We start from the raw sequence: 18700 nt of genomic DNA, 5'->3' as shown, positions 1-18700 counted from the left end.
AAGTTTGACTACAAATACAGCTCAGCTGTTTCAATATATTCATATGACAGAAGAACAGGAACAATTATCACTGCTATATTTACAAACAAAAGAAGAAGAGATTTTGAAAGATATTCAATTAACGACAATTCGAGATCAAAGAAGAGGCGATTTTGCTGAGCGGTTTATAAATGATTTTAGGAAAGTGCATAAGCAAGATCCAGCTTTCTTACGATTATTCTATTATTTGTTAGGGGAGCAGTTGTTAAATGTTCTTATAATAAGGTTTAAATATGTGGATTTTTCTAATATGAAGGTTTATTTAGAAAAAAGTGCACTTCCATTGGATCAACTTGTAGTAATTGCATGTAAATATTTAACTAATATCTCTAGTTATGTGAATGAGGCGTATAGTTTTCTGAAAGAGTTAACAAAAGAGGATCCGAACTATATAGAGAGACAATTACATACTTTACTAAATAAGCAACAACTATCACTACTTCTCGTAATGTTTGAAGTAGATTATGAGAAGTTCCATACGTATAGCTCTTTATTGGAAGAGAGATTAAAAGAACATGCTGAATTTATTTTGAATTTGAATGGGGAAAAGGAAAAGATTGAAGCAACTGAAAGATATATAAAAGGTGAAAGTGATAGGGAATTATTTTTAGGTGGAAATTTACCGGACTATATTTGGCGACTGTTATTTCATGTCCATAAGTATTCAAACGTTGCGAGGCGATATGTGGAAATATTAGCAAAGAAAAACGTGTGGGGGTTTATGAATTATGCTACGCGTTATATGTGTCATGCTCTTGGCCAGCCTCAAAACTACAAAAGAACAGGTAGTGTAAATAAGAAAACGTATGAAGAAATTCAAAGTTTTTGTAAACAGTTTTGGATTGCTGAGGAAAGGTTTTTTGCGCACCGCCTGAGGCAACATAATTTGAATAGTGAAGACTTCTGTAAGACGTATGAATATGAATTCCTTTGCTTCATGTTGGAAGAAAATCCGGAATTTGTTCAACGCACTTTGCAATATGTAAGTAAAATGAATTATCTTATTATCGCGCGAACGTTAGCTGAAAAAGGACATGAGCTAAATAGAGGAAAAATGCGAGAAGAATTTTTTATTGCTGCTTTGCAAATTAAATTGTCTACAATACGTGATACATATTGTGATTATTTACTAGGGAAAGTGTCACTTGAGGATATGAAGCACATACTTAAAAATCCGAAATATAGAAGTATGTATTGGGGTATGCCGGTGTTAGAGGTTGCACTCCTTTGGGATATTGATGATGTAGCAAAAAGGGAAGCTGTACTTACACTACAATTCGGAGATGAATATAGTGTTAATTTATACGAACTTCTTTACGAATGCTCTGTCAGAGGGATAGAACCGAAACAAGTATTAGAAGAACTTCTTTCGTATGGGCTAAGTAAGGAAAAGCTGATTGCCTATGCAGTTGAACAAGCTGCATGCTACAGTGAAGAGAGAAATGAGGCGAAGGAAGCGCTTGTTCATGTCATTGTAAAAGAACAAGCGTATATAATTGAACGGTTTGATGAGTATTCTGCTGTTGCCAAAGCATATATTTTAGAAGAGTTAGCAAAGGATAACATGATTAAAATGCGTCCCATTTTAATTAAAACTTTAGGGGATTCATCTAAAAAAATGCGTGAGTCTGTAGTTAAACTTCTTTCAAGAGATGTAGAAGCTGCAGAGGATGTAGCGCTGGAACTTCATAATAAAAAGAAAATTGTCCGTGAAAATGTGATGAAACTGCTTATAGAGTATAAGATTGAAAAATATACAGAACTTGTACAGGAAGCTTTGCAAGATAAGAAGAATGCCTCTTTTGTTGAGAAGTTTGCTCCGTTACTTGAAACGGAGAGAAACTCAGAAAGTATAGAAGAACTTTGTGGACGTATCGTAACGGAACAAAAAAGAAATTCACTTATGCAATTAATTGGGGATGAACCACAAATCCGTCTTCGTCATTTTAATGAAATTGCCGATGCTACAATTCCATTAGCTTATTTGCAGCAGTACATTTCAGATTCTGTTATCGAGAAGAAAGAGGCAGCTGAAGCGATTGGGAGTACTTTAAATGAACAGGACTTGAAAGAATGTGTGCAAGAAATATATCAAACATGGATTTCTCAAGATGCAGATGTGAAGAAACGCGGTATTCTTTCGTTATATGGAATATATAGTGATGACAAAATGGTCGGCATACTGAAAAAGCAAATCGATGAATGGGTGCTCGATATGCGAGGGAAAATTGCAGCTGATGCTGTTCGGGCTTTAGGCTTGTCCTCATCTAAGCTTGCACTTATGTCTATTCATACAATGGCCTTTAAATATAAACATAAACAAGTGCGTAATGCAGCAAAAGAAGCACTAAGTCTCGCTGCAAAAACGCGTGGTATAACGGAAGAAGAGCTGGAAGATCAACTAGTACCAAATCTTGGTTTCAATATACGTGGTGAGAAGGAAATTGATTTTGGGAATAGATGTTTTACGGCCATATTAACTGCAGAGTCAAAAATTGAATTAGAGACAGAAGAAGGGAAACGTATGAAGTCGCTTCCAAAGCCGAATGCAAAAGATGATATAGAAAAAGCTGAATTAGCTAAGAAAGGGTTATCTACTTTAAAGAAAGAGCTTCGAAGTGCTCTTTCCATGCAGAAACAACGTTTGGAAGCTGCTCTATCAAGAAAGCGCTATTGGTCATATGACTCCTGGAAGTCGGTATTTCTAGAGAATCCAATTATGAAGCAATTTGTAAATTCACTTATTTGGGGTGAATATACAGAAGGGAAGTTACTGAAAATGTTCCGTTATGCGGAGGATGGTACGTTTTATTCAATGATAGGAGAGAATCATGAATTTTCGTCTGGAACCGTGATTGGTTTCATTCATCCGTTAGAATTATCCGAAACGGAAAAGGAAATGTGGAAAGAGCAACTGGAACATTCGAAAATTGTCCAGCCATTTCTACAAATTGAACGTCCTGTGTTTGTAGTAGAGGAAGACGATAAGGTTACTGTTGAGAGATTTGGTGGTATTTTATTAAATGGTCGCTCGTTATTCGGTAAGATGACGAAACTTGGATGGATTCGCGGATCAGTTCAAGATGGCGGTGTGTATTATACGTTTTATAAAGAAGATACTCGCACTGGATTAGGGGCACAACTGTCATTTAGCGGAGCACCAATTGGCTATGAAGACGAAGAAGATATATGTGTGTATGACATTGAATTTTATAAAGCAGGTACAGTGAATCGTGGTTCATATGAATACGATGAAATTGATGATGAAAGACGCATTGTGCCAAAAAAAGTAGATAAGTATTTCTTTAGTGAAATATTATATGATGTACAATTAGCGACCGATTCAAATCTTGGTCATAATGAAAGCTGGCGTAACAAACGATAAAAATTCCCCCTTCATTTGTAGGAAAATGAAGGGGTTTTTCAACTTTTCTAAAAGGTTCTTTCAAAATAGAAGCGAATAGTTTGAGGAAGGAGGGGGTTATATGGAAGTTGTTATAAAAAAGAAACGAACTCGTGGTAAGAGAATTTTTATTTGGTCTAGTAGTATCGTCCTTTTGTTGGTTATATGTACAGCGATTTTTTTGAACATATATACGCTTAAATCTGTGCCAAAGATAGATGGAACGATAAAGCTAGAGGATTTACAACGTGCTGTTACGATAAAGCGAGATAGTAAAGGTGTACCGCATATTAAAGCGGAAAATGCACACGATTTATATTTTTCGCAAGGGTATGTACAAGCGCAAGATAGGTTATTTCAAATGGATTTAAGTAGAAGGCAAGCTTCTGGGATGTTAAGTGAGGTTGTAGGGGAAGCAGCTATTGATCGAGATAAGTTGTTTCGAACGCTCGGTTTACGGCGAGCAGCCGAAGCGTCTGTTAGTCAATATGATGGAGAAGCGAAATATGCTCTGCAGTCATTTGCTGATGGGGTGAATGCCTTTATACGCGAGGCAAAAGAGGAAAAGAAATTGCCAGTTGAGTTTACTATATTAGGCTATGAACCTGCTGAATGGTCCATTGTGGATACGTTAACGATTGGAAAGTATATGGCGTTTGATTTAGGGGGACATTGGCACGGACAGGCATTTCGATATTGGGCGCTGAAAAATTTGCCGAAAGAGCAAGCAAATGAGTTATTTCCTACATATCCGAAAGATGCGCCTAGATTGCTAGCTGAACTAAAAAATACAAATGTAGACGTAGCACAAAGTTTTGCAAAAACAATCATTCCACCAGAGTTTAATGGTAGTAATAACTGGGTTATAGGCGGTAAGAAGAGTGCGTCTGGTAAGCCGATGTTAGCGGATGATCCTCATTTATCTCTTGCGACGCCTTCTATTTGGTATCAATCAACACTTGAAATGAAAGATTTGAATGTGAGTGGCGTTATTTTCGCTGGCGTACCAGGTGTTATATTAGGTCACAATGACAAAATAGCATGGGGCGTTACGAATACCGGTCCTGATGTACAAGATTTATATATTGAAAAGCGAAATCCTAATAATGAAAACGAATTTCTGTATAACGATAAGTGGGAAAAAGCGACTGTTGTTGATGAATCTATTAAAGTAAAAGGCGGAAAGACAATACCGTATAATGTTACGGTTACGAGGCACGGTCCAGTCATTTCAGAGTTTGCGGATAAAGGGAAAGCGAAAACGAAAACAGTATTTGCTTTAAAGTGGACTGCTTTGGAGCCTTCCGCTGAGTTAAAGGCTGTATTAAATATGAATAAGGCGAAAGACTGGAATGAGTTTGAAACGGCTCTTCAAGATTTTCATACACCAACTCAAAACTTTGTATTTGCATCAAACGACGGCACAATTGCTTATAAAGCAAATGGAAATATACCAGTGCGTAAAAAAGGTGATGGTAGTCTGCCAGTGCCAGGATGGACAGATGAATATGAATGGGAAGGGTATATCCCATATGATCAACTTCCAAAAGTAATCAATCCAAAACAAGGGTTTATTTCTACTGCGAATAATAAAATTGTTGATGATCATTATCCGTACCATATTAGTAATACGTGGGCGCAGCCATATAGGCAAATGCGTATTCAAGAGTTTTTACAAGAGAAGGAAAAATATACAGTGAAAGATTTAGAAGAGTTACAGATGGATCAAAAAAATTTATATGGGAAAGAGTTTGCTCCTATATTTTTAAAAGAGTTAAATAAAGCATCTTTAAATGAAGTAGAGAAAGAGGGCGTAAAACAATTAACGAAGTGGAATTTTTACGATAGTAAAGATGAATCGGCACCGTTAATATTCCATCTATTAATGAAAGAGATTTCAAATACGTTATTTTCAAAAGAAATACCGAAAGATGTGATGGAGTTATTTGAAGGAAAGGCACAAGTTGTTGATGAATTAATTCGAAAAGAAGTAGCAGGAGAACATAGCGCTTGGTTTATGAAGTACGGAGGCTTCACAAAAGTTGTGCATACATCGTACGAGAATGTAATGAAGAAATTACAGAAGGAGTATGGACCAGATGTTACGGGGTGGAAGTGGGGCGATTACCATCAACTTGCTTTTACACATCCAATCTCCAAATCATCTAGTATGTTAGCATTACTTGCATTTAATCGCGAAAAACCAGTTCCAATTGGTGGAAGCCAAGTTACCGTTCAAGCAGCGAGCTACGGCGATAACGGTATCGTCAATCACGGAGCTTCTTGGCGATTCGTCATTGATACGAAAGATATGTCAAACGGTTATCATATTGTAGGGCCAGGACAATCAGGACATTTTAGAAGTAATTGGTATCATGATCAAATAGATGATTGGGTAAACGGAACGTATCATACGACTACATTGAATACGGAGGGGATAGAGGGAAAAGTGTTAAATTTAGAGCCGAAGTGATAATATTTCCACTGATAAAAAATGTTAAATTAGAACATAACCCAGTCCTTAAATAATTTTAAAAGCCTACTATCAGTTAAATTGATAGTAGGCTTTTGTATTTTAGAGAATAAGATTAAATAATTTTATTATTCCAAAACAGTAAGTGTTTTAACATTTACTTATACGATAAGGAGCTTTACTTACTCTGTTACAAAACAAACCACACAAAGCATTCTTTTTCGCTCATTTTTATACACCGCAAAACATTTTGTTATTCAATAATTCCAATTTCTAGAGCCTTTTGAACAGCTTCTTCTTTGTTACGGACTCCTAGCTTTGTATAAGCTGTGGAAGCATAATTTCTGACCGTACCACTCGATAAATATAATCTGGATGCTATGGTAGTGTATCGAAGTCCTTTTGCTACTAGTTGCAATATTTCTATCTCCCTAGCTGTTAGCTCATAAGCGGTTGCTTTTGATTGTGATGTCTCTTTTTGCTCATCAAACTTCTCAAATATTTTGTGAGACATTCCCTGATCAATCAGTGTCCCACCTTTGTGAATAAGTCGGATCGTATTAGCTAGCTCCAACGTTTCAATAGATTTGAGTAAAAAACCATCCGCACCGTTGCGAAGTGATTCCAACGCCTGTTCGGTATCCTGAAACGTTGTGAAAATCAATACGCGGATATGTGGCCATTGTTGCTTAATCTTTTTGGTTGCTTCGACTCCATTCATGTGCTGCATATCTAAATCCATAAGTATAACATGGGGTTGAAGGCGCCCACACAAATCGATGGCTTGATTGCCATTCTCGGCCAAACCGACTACATTTAAATCTTCATATCTATCGAGTAGTGTCCTCAAACTTTCTCGAACAAAAGGCTGATCATCTACAATTAACAAACGGATAAGTCCATCTTTTATTTCAGTTTGTCGCGGTATGGTACAAGTAACAAGCATTCCTTCCTCTGGCTTTGTATATACAGACAAATGACCCTGCAAGTTCATTGCCCGTTCCTTCATCGCATTCATACCGAAGCCTTCTTGCCATTCTACATTTCCTTTTCCATTATCTTGAACTTCTAACCTCGTATATTGTTCGTCAAATTGCAATGAAACTATAATTTCAGTCCCTTGACCATGACGTACTGCATTTGTAAGGGACTCTTGTAAGCAACGAATGAATGCGATCTTCGCTTGCCGAGATAGTTGATATTCCTCTCCGAATGTCCTAAAACTTACATTAACCTGAGCGTGCTCTTGAAATTCGGCTCCAAGATTTTGGAGAGATTGAATTAAGGAAGGCGATTGACACGGAGAATCCATATGATGTAGGTAACCTCTCACGTCCTCGATGCTTTTCCGTCCCATTTCAAGCAGAGAATCTAGCCTCTGTATCCCCATTTCAGTAGCAAGTTCGGTACGCAACGTTTCCATCCCCATAATAATAGAAGTATAAGCGTGACCAACTGTATCATGAAGCTCGCTCGACAGCCTGTTCCGTTCCTCTGCCAGTGTAATACGTTCAATCTGAGACATATATTGCTCAAGTACCGCGTTTTGTTTACGAATCGCTTCATTTTGCTTATGATTGACGATTAATAAATGGAAAGCAAAGCCCATTACGTAAGCAAGTCCATAGTAGGTAACCATAATCCAATAGTTATTACTTGGCGCAACTGCATAGAAAATTCCAGTTGTTATAAAAACTGTTATTGGAGCTGTCCAATAATAGGATAAATGTTTACTATTCGCAGCAATTAGAAACACCGATATAAGAAATGTGTTGTAAGCTTCCGGAAATAATGAGGTTAAATATATACATAGTCCACCATATAGCAGTATGTCTGTGAACAAATAATATTTATAATTGAATAGTAAGGCTACCCATGGAACAGAGAAAGCAATAATTTCCCAAAGAATAATAATCCAAAGTGGCAATGTTAAACTATCCTGAAAATCTAATGTGGTTATGGCGATAGAGACACTAACAAGTATACGGACTCCTAACATAATCCAATCGTACCAAAACCAATACTTAACCATATCTAACAAGTTATTTACCCCCTAAGTAGCCTACCTTTTTACTTCCTATATTATAAATTAATCCTTCATCCATTGTTATACTTTTTAATTTTACGCTGCAATCCTCTCACAGAGGACAAACTTCTATCGATTTAGTCGCCGAATCATGCTACGTGTATAGCCTCCAATTCTCTTTGTTAAACAATCTACTATTCTAATACTTATGGCGGTAAATACTATACCCATAAACATTACAAAGAGTGACTTAGCAAAAGTATCTATTTGTATGAATATGATATTCATTTCGATGTATTGATACAGTAGTGGTGCCAACAGCAACATAAGTGGCATTACATAAAAAATGATTGCACTAATGAGACTGAAAATGCCAATCACTAATTTCTGCATTAACCAATAGACAGCAGACCAAGTGTGACGATCTGTAAGCACTAATTTCACTTGAGCCCAGTTCGATGTATCCATTGTTATACTTCTATCGTAAGAGTCTGTTGAAATATCTGTATAAATTTTCGTCTGTATGCGCTCGAATTGGACAAAGGGTGTGGTAGTCTGTAGTACGCGTATAACTAGTGGAATCCCAACTACCGTAAATGAAAGGGTGAAGCTAAATAGCAGAGCTATTAGATAAAAACAAAAATAAAACAATCCTGTAACGAAAGTTAGCAATAAAAAATAACCATTCTGGATGAATCTTGATTTCATAAAGTTCTCGCTCCTATCTATGTAATAACCGAATTGTACTGCTTTTTTTGTCATTCTCACTAGTGTAAAAATGTCATATGACATTTCTAAATGATGCAAAAAAGGGGGGAGTAACCTACTTCTAGTTAAAAAAGGTGCTTATATGAATCCCCATAAAACAATCCCGTTCTTACATCTGCAAGAACGGGATTGTTTTATACTTTTATTTAATATGAGATGGACTTGTTTTTCGAATGTGAAAAATAATATCAAATTGCTCAAGCAATGACTTATTAAAGTATGCCGAGTCGTTCGGTAAGAGTCGTGCCCCTATACTTAGTAATGGTCGTTTTGCTTTAACCCATTTATCTGCTGGTCCTTTAAGGTGACGGTTATCCAATAAAAACATTTTATATGGTACTTTTCCGAGGGTATAATTGAAACTATTTACATCTTGTGGAATCGGATTCGTTATAATCTTATCTCCGGTGTCGTTGTATAAGGTGAAATTTCCCTCCGTAGTTGTACTACCAATCGTGACATAATTATTGTCTAAACGTTCCTTCAAAAATTGCCCCGCAACATAAGGGTATAATTCCTCATCGATAATTCCTTTAGCTATATGAATATTGTGTCCCCATACCATCGTTTTACCACCTAATGTCTCTTGTGCCCACATTACATGATCGGTCAAGTATTGCTCATGCAGCTTTAACATACTTGGATAGTCGTTAGGAATTAGCATTGTGGTAAATTTCTCTATTGCAATTGCCGTTGCTTTTGCCCAGATGTACTCGGATGAAACTATTTCTGTGTTGGCTTGCCCATTCTCATCTTTTAGTAATCGAGTTACTCTCTCAGCGTTTGCTTTGAACTTTTCTTTTATTTCAGGAGCAAGGTCCATATATTCCTTTGTACTTCCATGAAAAGCCGACAATTCTTTATAATTTTCTTCTACTTCTGCCAGCAAATTTGGTCGATGCAGTTTTACATAATCAATTACTTTATTAAAACAACCTTGGTCCAACTCCTTTAAATCGAGCCCGATAAATTGGATCTTTTTTGTATTGGATGGATTAGCATTATAATCTTTCATCCACTCAATCATGGCTAAAATTTCATCAGTAGGATATAACAAGTTTAAAAAATCCCTAGGGTTTCCTTTTCCTGTTTGGATATATTCATTTAGCTTTAAGCCATTTCCCCAATCTTCTTCCATTGTGAAATTTGTAAAACCCATCTCAGTAACCAAATATTTCACAAGGCGAAACTTCATAGTGAAAATTTCAGAGCTTCCATGAGTATTCTCTCCTAATCCTACATATTGTGCGTTCCCAATCATTTTCTTAAGTGGCTTTAAATCCTCAAATGATTTTGATGGCTCTATCGTTTTTAGCGGGTAAGCCTGTGATTGTATTGATTTAACTATATTTTTTTGGATTGATTGACCTGAATTTTCGACTGCTACTGTTTGAGCGTTTCCTACTTCCACACATCCTGTGACTAATAAAGCTGTACTAACCATTGCAATGATTCTTTTCTTATTCATTTTTTCCACCTCAATTGAATTATTTGTAAAAGCAAGATTGATTCATGTACTTGCACGAATCAATTGCCTTAATTCAATTGTTAGCTAGCTCATATCATATTTTCTAGTTACATATTGTCATAAGGTTAATTGACACAAGTCATAGAATAATCATTACACTTTTGTACTACCGGCTATGACAACTTATAAATAATAATTCCATTGATGAGTCGCAAGTAAGACGAGATTATAAGTTTGGGAGGGATTTTAAAGATGAATGATCTGTATACCAAAATATTTTTATTCTAAGTTGTGTCTTTTGAAATGACAAGAAGTACATTCGATAAACAAGTGAATGAAAGGGAAAGGGCGGATTACAATGATATTACACGCAAAATCGTTCCATAATAAAGATAAAATCCAACGTGCTAAAATAGGACTTCAACTCTTTTTGAGTATCTTAATCATTACTTCTATTATTCTAAATGTAGTAGTAATAATTACGAAAAGTATGCCGCTTATTGTGGTATATATGTTTACTCCAGCATTTTCTTCTATTTTGACTCGCATAATACTGAAAGAAGGATTTAAAGATGTATCTTTTAGTCTCGGTAACTTAAAGATATGGAAGGGGATTGGTCTTGCCCTGCTAATACCTATGATTATTTGTGGAATTACTTATTCTATCGCCTGGTTGAGCGGAATTGCAGGGTTTCAGCATCCCGAAGGTGGTATGTTAGAACCGATCTACAATTTACTTGGGCTTCAGTATGTAATGGCACCATTCAGTTTCATTTATCTAGTAGTATTGAGCGGTATTTTCGGAAGTTTGCTTAACTTAATCCCAGTTTTGGGAGAAGAAATGGGTTGGCGAGGTTATATGCTCACAAGGCTCGTTGATGCAGAGTTTTCACGGCCTATCCTTATTAGTGGATTGGTTTGGGCAACGTGGCATGTTCCAATTGTTATGGCTGGTTTATATGTAGAGGGACCATCTGTCGTTTTTTCAGTACTTGGCATCTATTTTTGTATTGTGCCATTCAGTTATATTACAGCTTATTTACGACTTATCACAGGTAGCGTTTGGCCTTCGGTTATCATCCATACTACTTGGAATGCCATTATTCAAGGACCTTTCGCACGTGCAAGTACAGGATATCAAACTGAGATTTGGATTGGAGAATCTGGCTTGATAACCGCTATTATTATCTTGATAACTGCAATAATTATGTCTCGAATAATGAAGTAAATGTAATAGTAATACAAACAAAAAGCGAATATAGATAAAAATTTAATTATACGAAAAAGTAGATTTGGTTAGGGTATCAGAAAAAATTAAATAACTTCAATAGTAAGGTAAATAAAAAAGGGAGCGGAAATATGCTCCTTTTTTATTTACCTTACTATTTTTAGGAAGTTAGTCTGAATAAGATATGGATAAAGGGTGAATAGCATTTTTATTAATAAAAATTTATTGGATTTTTTGTGGAATATATATGAAATGTTGTATAAAATAATCAGGAAAGCCAAAAATTATAGGGGGAAAGTTGTGAAGAAAAATAAGAGTTTAATAAGTTTTTTAGGAGTGTTTATTATGCTATTTTCTTTTTGTTTTCAAGGAAATGTACAGGCAGATGTAAATACTGTTCAATCTGGAAAAATCAAATCAGGAAATGTAACGGTATGGGAAGTTGGAAATGTAGCGAAAGTGTTAGCTGATGTAGAGCGCTTAAATTTAAATACAGTAAATGTACCGATTCAGGTAGATATTCCGAATGTGACTTCTACGAATATGGTAATTAATCAAGCGCAAAAGCAACAGGCTATTATTTTAATTCAAGAATTATTAAAGCGTAATATTCAAGTTATAGTGGAGCCGTTCCCATATATTCAGCAAGGAAATGTTGGGGAAACGGAATGGAATCCAAGTAATATTAATGATTTCTTCTGGAATTGGAAGACGGTTATTCTACAAGATATTTTTAATTCTATTACAAGTAAATACAATGTGTATGGACTAAAGATTGCTTCTAATTTCGTGAATATGGAATATGCAGAAGGATACTGGAGCGATACAATTGATTTTGTTCGTAATCAGTATAAAGGAAATGTTTTGTATCAAATGAACTGGTGGTTAACAGCAAGTTGGGATCCTTCATATGAAGCGAAGTTTGTTGAGAAAATAAATCGTCCGTATTTAAAGAAGGTAGACATTGTTAGTATCGATAGTTGGTTTGAAGTTTCAGGAAAAAGAAATCCATCATATGAAGAAGTGAAGCAAAGTTTATTTGCGACGACAGTATATAACCGTGGACAAAATGTTGTTCAACAACTAGAACAATTACATAAAGCAACAGGAAAACCGGTTTACTTTGGCGGATTTAACGTTCCGGCGCGTGAACTAGGCTTACAAAATCCGTGGAATCCAGATGTTTCTAATGTGTTTTCAAAAGACGTACAATTAAACGGATGGCGCGCTTACCGTGACGTATTAGAACCGAAGCCATATTTTAAAGGCTTTTCAATTTGGTTTATTGGATCTAATAATAGTACGCATGCGTATCAAATACATAGTCAAGAAACGGCAGCAGTTATTAATGGCTGGTACCGAAAATAATTTTTATAAAATAGGCAAGTTTTGAGGTTCACTACATATATTTCTAGTGAAAGGCCTTTCACCATCTTATCACCTAGGGGGCAATCATCATGAAATTTTTGTCTTACCTTACAGTAATTTTGGTGATTCTTGGCGGTTTGAATTGGTTATTTGTGGCGTTAGATTACAATGTAGTTGAGAAATGGTTTGGTTCTATGCCGGCGCTTGTGGACACTATTTATTGGCTCATTGGTCTTTCTGCTATTTATCAAATTTTTGATCGGTTCTTTACGGACAATTAGCAATTATACTTTATTACTAGAGTGTTAAGTACGATTATGTACTTAACACTTTTTTATATGTTTATAAAAAAAGTTTACACATGCAAGCGATTCCATTGCTTCTTGCGCCGTAATACTAGAAAAGAAATTGACCGTGTCTTGTATTGTGGGTTATAATTCAGAAAGTTTAAAAAATATTAAAATGAGAAATAGGGAGGTCATCTGGGTGATGGAAAGAGTGTATAATTTTTCAGCAGGACCATCAATACTCCCTTTGCCAGTTTTAGAGAAAGTGCAAAAGGAGCTTGTAAATTATAACGGGACAGGCATGTCTATTATGGAAATGAGTCATCGATCTTCTTATTTTCAAAGTATTATAGATGAAGCGGGTAGCTTGCTTCGTGAATTAATGAACATTCCTGATGAGTATGAAGTATTGTTTTTACAAGGCGGTGCGTCATTACAATTTTCTATGATACCGCTGAATGTAATGAATACGTATAAAAAAGCAGGATATATATTGACTGGCTCATGGTCTAAAAAGGCGATGCAAGAAGCTGAAAAAGTAGGAGAAGTACAAGTGATTGCTTCTTCTGAAAATGAGAAGTTTACTACAATTCCTAGACTGGATGGTTTACTAGGCGATGAAAAACTAGATTATGTACATATTACAACGAACAATACAATTGAGGGAACGAAGTATGTGGACATTCCACATGTAGATAAAGTACCGCTCGTTGCGGATATGTCCTCAAATATTTTATCAGAACGATATGATGTTTCGAAGTTTGGTCTTATATATGCGGGAGCGCAAAAGAATTTAGGGCCAGCGGGCTTAACGATTGCGATTATAAAAAGAGATTTAATTGGAGGAGCAGATCGCTCTTGTCCTACGATGTTAAACTATGAAACTTACAGTAAAAATAACTCCTTATACAATACACCTCCGTCCTTTAGTATTTACGTAACGAAACTTGTATTAGAGTGGTTAAAAGAGCAAGGCGGGGTATCTGCGATTGAAGAACAAAATAGAATGAAATCTTCACTACTTTACAATTTCTTAGATGAATCAAAATTGTTTACTTCACCGGTTGATCCTACGTATCGATCACTTATGAACATTCCGTTTACAACACCGTCAGAAGAGCTGAACAGTGAGTTTTTACAAAAAGCGAAAGAACGCGGCCTTGTTACGCTAAAAGGACATCGATCAGTCGGTGGTATGCGCGCTAGTATTTACAATGCGATGCCAGCAGAAGGCGTACAGCAATTAGTAAATTATATGAAGGAATTTGAGCTTGAGAATAGATAGGGAGATGGGGATATGTTTCGTGTTCAAACGTTAAATCAAATTGCAGAAAAAGGTTTGCAAGTACTTAGCGGAGAGCGCTATGAAGTAGGGGAGAGAATGGATCACCCAGACGGTATTTTACTTCGCAGTTATTCTTTACATCAAGAAGAATTTTCAAAAGACTTAAAGGCGATTGCGAGAGCTGGTGCAGGGGTAAATAATATTCCTGTCGAGCGATGTACAGAAAAAGGGATTGTAGTATTTAATACGCCAGGAGCGAATGCTAATGCAGTAAAGGAACTCATTATCGCAAGTCTTATTATGTCTTCACGTAACATTATTAACGGAGTAAGCTGGACGAAAAATTTAGAAGGGGAAGAAGTACCGCAGCTTGTTGAATCAGGAAAAAAACAATTCGTTGGATCAGAGATTGCAGGGAAACGTCTAGGAGTTATCGGACTTGGTGCAATCGGTGCTTTAGTTGCGAACGATGCGTTAGCTTTAGGGATGGACGTTGTCGGATACGATCCTTACATTTCAGTTGAAACAGCATGGCGCCTTTCTACACATGTGCAAAGAGCATTTAGTTTAGATGAAATTTTTGCAACATGTGATTATATTACCCTTCATATTCCTCTTACGAATCAAACGAAGGGGATTATTGGTGAACACGCTATAGAGAAAATGAAAAAAGGAATGCGTTTATTCAATTTCTCTAGAGGAGAACTTGTAGATGAAAAGGTTCTTCAAAAAGCGTTAGAAGAAGATGTTATTGCACATTACGTAACGGACTTCCCGAATGAAAATGTAATAAAGATGAAAAATGTAACTGCGACGCCTCACCTTGGTGCATCTACATCTGAATCAGAAGAAAATTGTGCGATCATGGCAGCGCGTCAATTACGTGAATATTTAGAGACAGGAAATATTCGTAATTCAGTCAACTATCCAAACGTAGAATTGCCGTATATCGGAAAGAAACGTATTACAATCATGCATCAAAATGTACCGAACATGGTAGGACAAATTACAGGATGTTTAGCAGAACATCATATTAATATTGCAGATATGATTAATCGTAGTAAACATTCTTGGGCGTACACGATGATTGATATTGATAACGGAATTGATGATATAATAAAAGAGAACATTGTGGAAAATATAAGCAAAATTACAGGTGTTGTAGCCGTTCGAATGATTGTGTAAAGGAGAGAGGAACTTGGCAAAAATCCGACCGTTTCGGGCCATTCGTCCAGTAGAAGAAAAAGCAGCGGAAGTTGCAGCTTTACCGTATGACGTATTAAATAGTGAAGAGGCAAGAGAGGTTGTAAAAGGGAATCCGTATTCTTTCTTGCACGTTGATAAAGCAGAAATTGATTTAGACCCAGCGCTTTCACCGTACGACGATCGCGTATATGAAAAAGCGGGTGAAAGTTTAAATCGATTGATACGAGAAGAAGTGTTCATACAAGACGAAGAGCCAGCACTATACATTTATGAACTGACGATGCAAGGAAGAACGCAGTCAGGCCTTGTCGTTTGTACATCTATTGATGAGTATGAAGACGATACAATTAAAAAACATGAAAGAACGCGTCATGAAAAAGAACTAGATCGTATTCGCCACGTAGATGTGTGTGACGCAAATACAGGTCCTATCTTTTTAACGTATCGTACAAAAGAAGAAGTGAAACGTTTCATCGCAAGCTGGAAAGAAGAACATGCGCCAATCTATACATTTACAGCAGAGGACGGCGTTAGGCATGTTGCTTGGAAAATAGCTGATGAAGAAGTAATTACAAGTTTAGTAAACTTATTTGAAGATATCCCTAACTTGTACATTGCAGACGGACACCACCGCTCCGCGTCAGCCGCAAAAGTAGGACTTATGCGAAGAGAACAATATCCGAATTACACAGGAGAAGAAGAGTTTAATTTCTTCCTATCAGTTTTATTCCCTCATGATGAATTATCCATTTGGGACTATAACCGAGTTGTAAAAGATTTAAATGGATTATCAGAAGAACAGTTTTTAAAGCAAATCACGCAATACTTTTATGTAGAAGAAGCATCTGTTTCTCCGTATAAACCAAATGAGCCAAAAACATTTGGCATGTATGTAAACGAGAAGTGGTATAAGCTCACAGTGAAAGAGGAAACGTTTGATGCGAACGACCTTGTAAAAGGTTTAGATGTATCTATTCTGCAAGATCATTTATTAAGCCAAGTACTTGAAATACATGATCCGCGATCTGATTCACGCATTGATTTTGTCGGAGGAATCCGCGGATTAGAAGAACTAGAACGCCTTGTAAATAACGGCGAATATAAAGCAGCGTTCTCATTATATCCGACATCAATGGAATCTTTATTAGCAATCGCAGACGCTGGAGAAGTTATGCCACCAAAATCAACGTGGTTTGAACCGAAACTGCGTAGTGGGTTGTTTGTACATTCTTTAAAATAAATATAGACTTCATTAGTTTGAAAAACCGAAATGATTTTAGTTTCGGTTTTTCTTATTTTAAAAGAGTTTTTGAGGAGGGGGGGGACTAATGAAATTGCAAGTAGGCGAAAAAATTACCTTTGAACGAACTTTAAGGACATTCCTAGTATTACAAGAAATGTCCTTTCCACTAAAGTATAGGGTATTTCGCTAAAATTCAAACTCTAAAATTAGTTTACTAGTTTGACCTGCAAACTGATAATGATAGGAACCTCTCAGACTTTCTAAGTTACCGGTAGCTTTAATAATTGTTCCTGGGGAATCTAAATTTCCTTTATCAAATATTCCTTGCTCTATAGCTGTAAATGTCCCATGCTGCCCCTTATAAATTCCTTCAAAGTGTAAAAATCCAGAAATTTTAGCAGTAGCTAAGTGACCATCATTTATATTTGAGTCTAAATAATATAATAAGTATTCAACAAAAGCTTTTCCTTTTAATTCACCATCAATATCATATTCGACATGTGCAATATTAATAGGGAAATCTTTTTTAGTATCATCAATTGGTTTTTCATCCCATTTACTTACTGTAAATGTTACTTCCATACACGTAAATCCCCCTTTATCATTAGATAAGTATTAAAAGTACCAATTCACAGTTATATCTCGTAGGAGTGTTTTTATTCATTCCACACCACTCTCCAAAATAGAGAAAGATCCATTTTCACAATCAATTTCTGCCATCGAGCCGTAAGGTAAAATAAACTTCGGTTCAGTATGACCAAAATTCAAATTATAAAGAATTGGCAAATCTTCTAAGTTATGTTCTTTCATAACTTGCAGTATTTCATGTTTATATTCTTCATAATACATTTCGTCTTTCGGTTTACCAAAAATGATGCCCTTGGCTTTTTGGAGAATACCTTGCGCTGCATAATTTCGTAACCAATACTTTATATAACTTGGTTCTGGATGGTCTTCAGAAGTTTCAAAGAAGAGAATGCTATCTTCCCAATGTTTTTTCTCAGGCCAAAGCTCCGTTCCTTTTGCAAATTCCAATACTTCTATACAACCACCAATTAAACGTCCTTGTACAGTGGTAGAGCCTTGGAGTAGCTCATATCCATTGTTTTGCTGCATCGTACGTCTTGTATCTTTATTTATCTCTATCCATTCTAAACGCTCACTTGTCCATTCAGGAGCTGGTTGGATTTCGCCAATCATTTCATTGGAAAAGAGAGTTCGATTTACCATTTCAACCGTATATGGATCCATCTCTACATTTTCAGCAAAGTCGGTCAAAATTGCTGGACCGTAAAAAGAGGAAAGACCTGCTTTATGACAAAATAAATGTGAAATGGTAACGTCAGAGTATCCCATAAAAATTTTCGGATTTTCACGTATTGCATTAAAATCTATATAGGGAAGTAGGCGAATGCTATCTTGACCGCCAATATTCGCAATAATTGCTTTCACGCGCGTATCTTGAAATGCTGTCATTAAATCTTCCGCACGAGCCTGTGGGTTGTTATAAATGAATTCGCTACCTTTTAAACTATTCGGCATTGGAACAACCGTAAGACCGAAAACTTCTTCTAATCTCTTTACTCCTTGCTCATATCGCCATCTTATTTCAGAATCACCTGCGCCTCCCCATGAAGGACTTACTGTTGCTACAATATCACCTGGCTGTAATCTCTTTGGTTTTATTAACATATGAATTCCGCCCCTACATAATGTAATGAAATACGATTATACAAACCGTAGTATTGAAAAATATGATGCATGTCATTAGTTTCTTCATCATCAATCCGTTTACCTGCTGGGATTCAAGAATTCAGTCTTAGTGTTGAATTGCATTTGAAAATTATAGTATGCATCATTGCATAAGAAAGGGGGTTGCTATTTTCTATAACATGTAACTATAATA

The 18700-nt window shown here is 36.2% G+C and carries 13 protein-coding genes; 8 read left to right on the top strand and 5 right to left on the bottom strand.

All coding sequences use genetic code 11. The features are described from left to right. The first annotated feature begins 4 nt into the window (after positions 1–4). The gene (locus RTP99_RS23740) at positions 5–3424 is read left to right on the top strand and encodes a DUF4132 domain-containing protein (RefSeq protein WP_000210720.1); all 3420 of its coding nucleotides are present in this window, start codon (positions 5–7) and stop codon (positions 3422–3424) included. A 100-nt stretch (positions 3425–3524) separates the two neighbouring features. Beyond that, the gene (locus RTP99_RS23735; protein ID WP_000454367.1) at positions 3525–5915 is read left to right on the top strand and encodes a penicillin acylase family protein; all 2391 of its coding nucleotides are present in this window, start codon (positions 3525–3527) and stop codon (positions 5913–5915) included. Positions 5916–6168: 253 nt separating this feature from the next. Here RTP99_RS23735 and RTP99_RS23730 read toward each other — a convergent pair whose 3' ends face one another. The 3 genes from RTP99_RS23730 to RTP99_RS23720 all read right to left on the bottom strand — a co-directional run bounded on the left by RTP99_RS23730 (position 6169) and on the right by RTP99_RS23720 (position 10177). After that, positions 6169–7956, bottom strand: coding sequence for a helix-turn-helix transcriptional regulator (locus RTP99_RS23730; protein WP_000886416.1), 1788 nt, complete (start codon positions 7954–7956; stop codon positions 6169–6171). Positions 7957–8070: 114 nt separating this feature from the next. Next, entirely contained in the window at positions 8071–8649 is a 579-nt protein-coding gene (locus RTP99_RS23725) for a sensor domain-containing protein (RefSeq protein ID WP_000842204.1), read from the bottom strand. Positions 8650–8851: 202 nt separating this feature from the next. Continuing rightward, entirely contained in the window at positions 8852–10177 is a 1326-nt protein-coding gene (locus RTP99_RS23720) for an erythromycin esterase family protein (protein ID WP_001036185.1), read from the bottom strand. 358 nt (positions 10178–10535) lie between these two features. Between RTP99_RS23720 and RTP99_RS23715 the strand changes: the two genes are divergently transcribed. From RTP99_RS23715 to RTP99_RS23690, 6 genes are all read left to right on the top strand, one after another. Further along, the gene (locus RTP99_RS23715; protein WP_000600464.1) at positions 10536–11405 is read left to right on the top strand and encodes a CPBP family intramembrane glutamic endopeptidase; all 870 of its coding nucleotides are present in this window, start codon (positions 10536–10538) and stop codon (positions 11403–11405) included. A 300-nt stretch (positions 11406–11705) separates the two neighbouring features. Continuing rightward, a complete protein-coding gene (locus tag RTP99_RS23710; protein ID WP_000739774.1) occupies positions 11706–12773 on the top strand; it encodes a glycoside hydrolase family 113 in 1068 nt (355 codons plus the stop codon). Between the two features lie 89 nt (positions 12774–12862). Beyond that, positions 12863–13054 carry a DUF378 domain-containing protein gene (locus RTP99_RS23705; protein WP_000670803.1) on the top strand — a complete coding sequence of 64 codons (192 nt, stop codon included), beginning with the start codon at positions 12863–12865 and terminating at the stop codon, positions 13052–13054. 208 nt (positions 13055–13262) lie between these two features. Continuing rightward, entirely contained in the window at positions 13263–14345 is a 1083-nt protein-coding gene (gene serC, locus RTP99_RS23700) for a 3-phosphoserine/phosphohydroxythreonine transaminase (protein WP_011040506.1), read from the top strand. A gap of 12 nt (positions 14346–14357) precedes the next feature. Then, the gene (locus RTP99_RS23695; protein ID WP_000490259.1) at positions 14358–15530 is read left to right on the top strand and encodes a 3-phosphoglycerate dehydrogenase family protein; all 1173 of its coding nucleotides are present in this window, start codon (positions 14358–14360) and stop codon (positions 15528–15530) included. Positions 15531–15543: 13 nt separating this feature from the next. Next, positions 15544–16791, top strand: coding sequence for a DUF1015 domain-containing protein (locus tag RTP99_RS23690; RefSeq protein ID WP_001063039.1), 1248 nt, complete (start codon positions 15544–15546; stop codon positions 16789–16791). Between the two features lie 189 nt (positions 16792–16980). On the opposite strand, the gene RTP99_RS23685 is transcribed toward RTP99_RS23690, so the two are convergent. Together RTP99_RS23685 and RTP99_RS23680 are read right to left on the bottom strand one after the other, a co-directional pair. Further along, positions 16981–17376 (bottom strand): DUF3224 domain-containing protein, encoded by a 396-nt coding sequence (locus tag RTP99_RS23685; protein ID WP_000454096.1) that lies wholly within the window; start codon positions 17374–17376, stop codon positions 16981–16983. 78 nt (positions 17377–17454) lie between these two features. Further along, positions 17455–18486, bottom strand: coding sequence for a S66 family peptidase (locus RTP99_RS23680; protein ID WP_000905877.1), 1032 nt, complete (start codon positions 18484–18486; stop codon positions 17455–17457). Positions 18487–18700 lie beyond the last annotated feature (214 nt).

It is taken from the genome of Bacillus sp. (in: firmicutes) (assembly GCF_031983925.1).
In the GTDB taxonomy this organism is placed as follows: Bacteria; Bacillota; Bacilli; order Bacillales; family Bacillaceae_G; genus Bacillus_A; species Bacillus_A pacificus.
The sequence above is the reverse complement of the archived record's forward strand: the minus strand, read 5'-3'. Positions and strand labels throughout refer to the sequence as shown.

Excerpts from the sequence above, each read along its gene's own strand:
- RTP99_RS23680 (WP_000905877.1), bottom strand. The coding sequence starts at position 18,486 with ATGTTAATAAAACCAAAGAGATTACAGCCAGGTGATATTGTAGCAACA.
- RTP99_RS23695 (WP_000490259.1), top strand. The coding sequence starts at position 14,358 with ATGTTTCGTGTTCAAACGTTAAATCAAATTGCAGAAAAAGGTTTGCAA.
- RTP99_RS23720 (WP_001036185.1), bottom strand. The coding sequence starts at position 10,177 with ATGAATAAGAAAAGAATCATTGCAATGGTTAGTACAGCTTTATTAGTC.
- RTP99_RS23685 (WP_000454096.1), bottom strand. The coding sequence starts at position 17,376 with ATGGAAGTAACATTTACAGTAAGTAAATGGGATGAAAAACCAATTGAT.
- RTP99_RS23705 (WP_000670803.1), top strand. The coding sequence starts at position 12,863 with ATGAAATTTTTGTCTTACCTTACAGTAATTTTGGTGATTCTTGGCGGT.
- serC (WP_011040506.1), top strand. The coding sequence starts at position 13,263 with ATGGAAAGAGTGTATAATTTTTCAGCAGGACCATCAATACTCCCTTTG.
- RTP99_RS23735 (WP_000454367.1), top strand. The coding sequence starts at position 3,525 with ATGGAAGTTGTTATAAAAAAGAAACGAACTCGTGGTAAGAGAATTTTT.
- RTP99_RS23725 (WP_000842204.1), bottom strand. The coding sequence starts at position 8,649 with ATGAAATCAAGATTCATCCAGAATGGTTATTTTTTATTGCTAACTTTC.
- RTP99_RS23715 (WP_000600464.1), top strand. The coding sequence starts at position 10,536 with ATGATATTACACGCAAAATCGTTCCATAATAAAGATAAAATCCAACGT.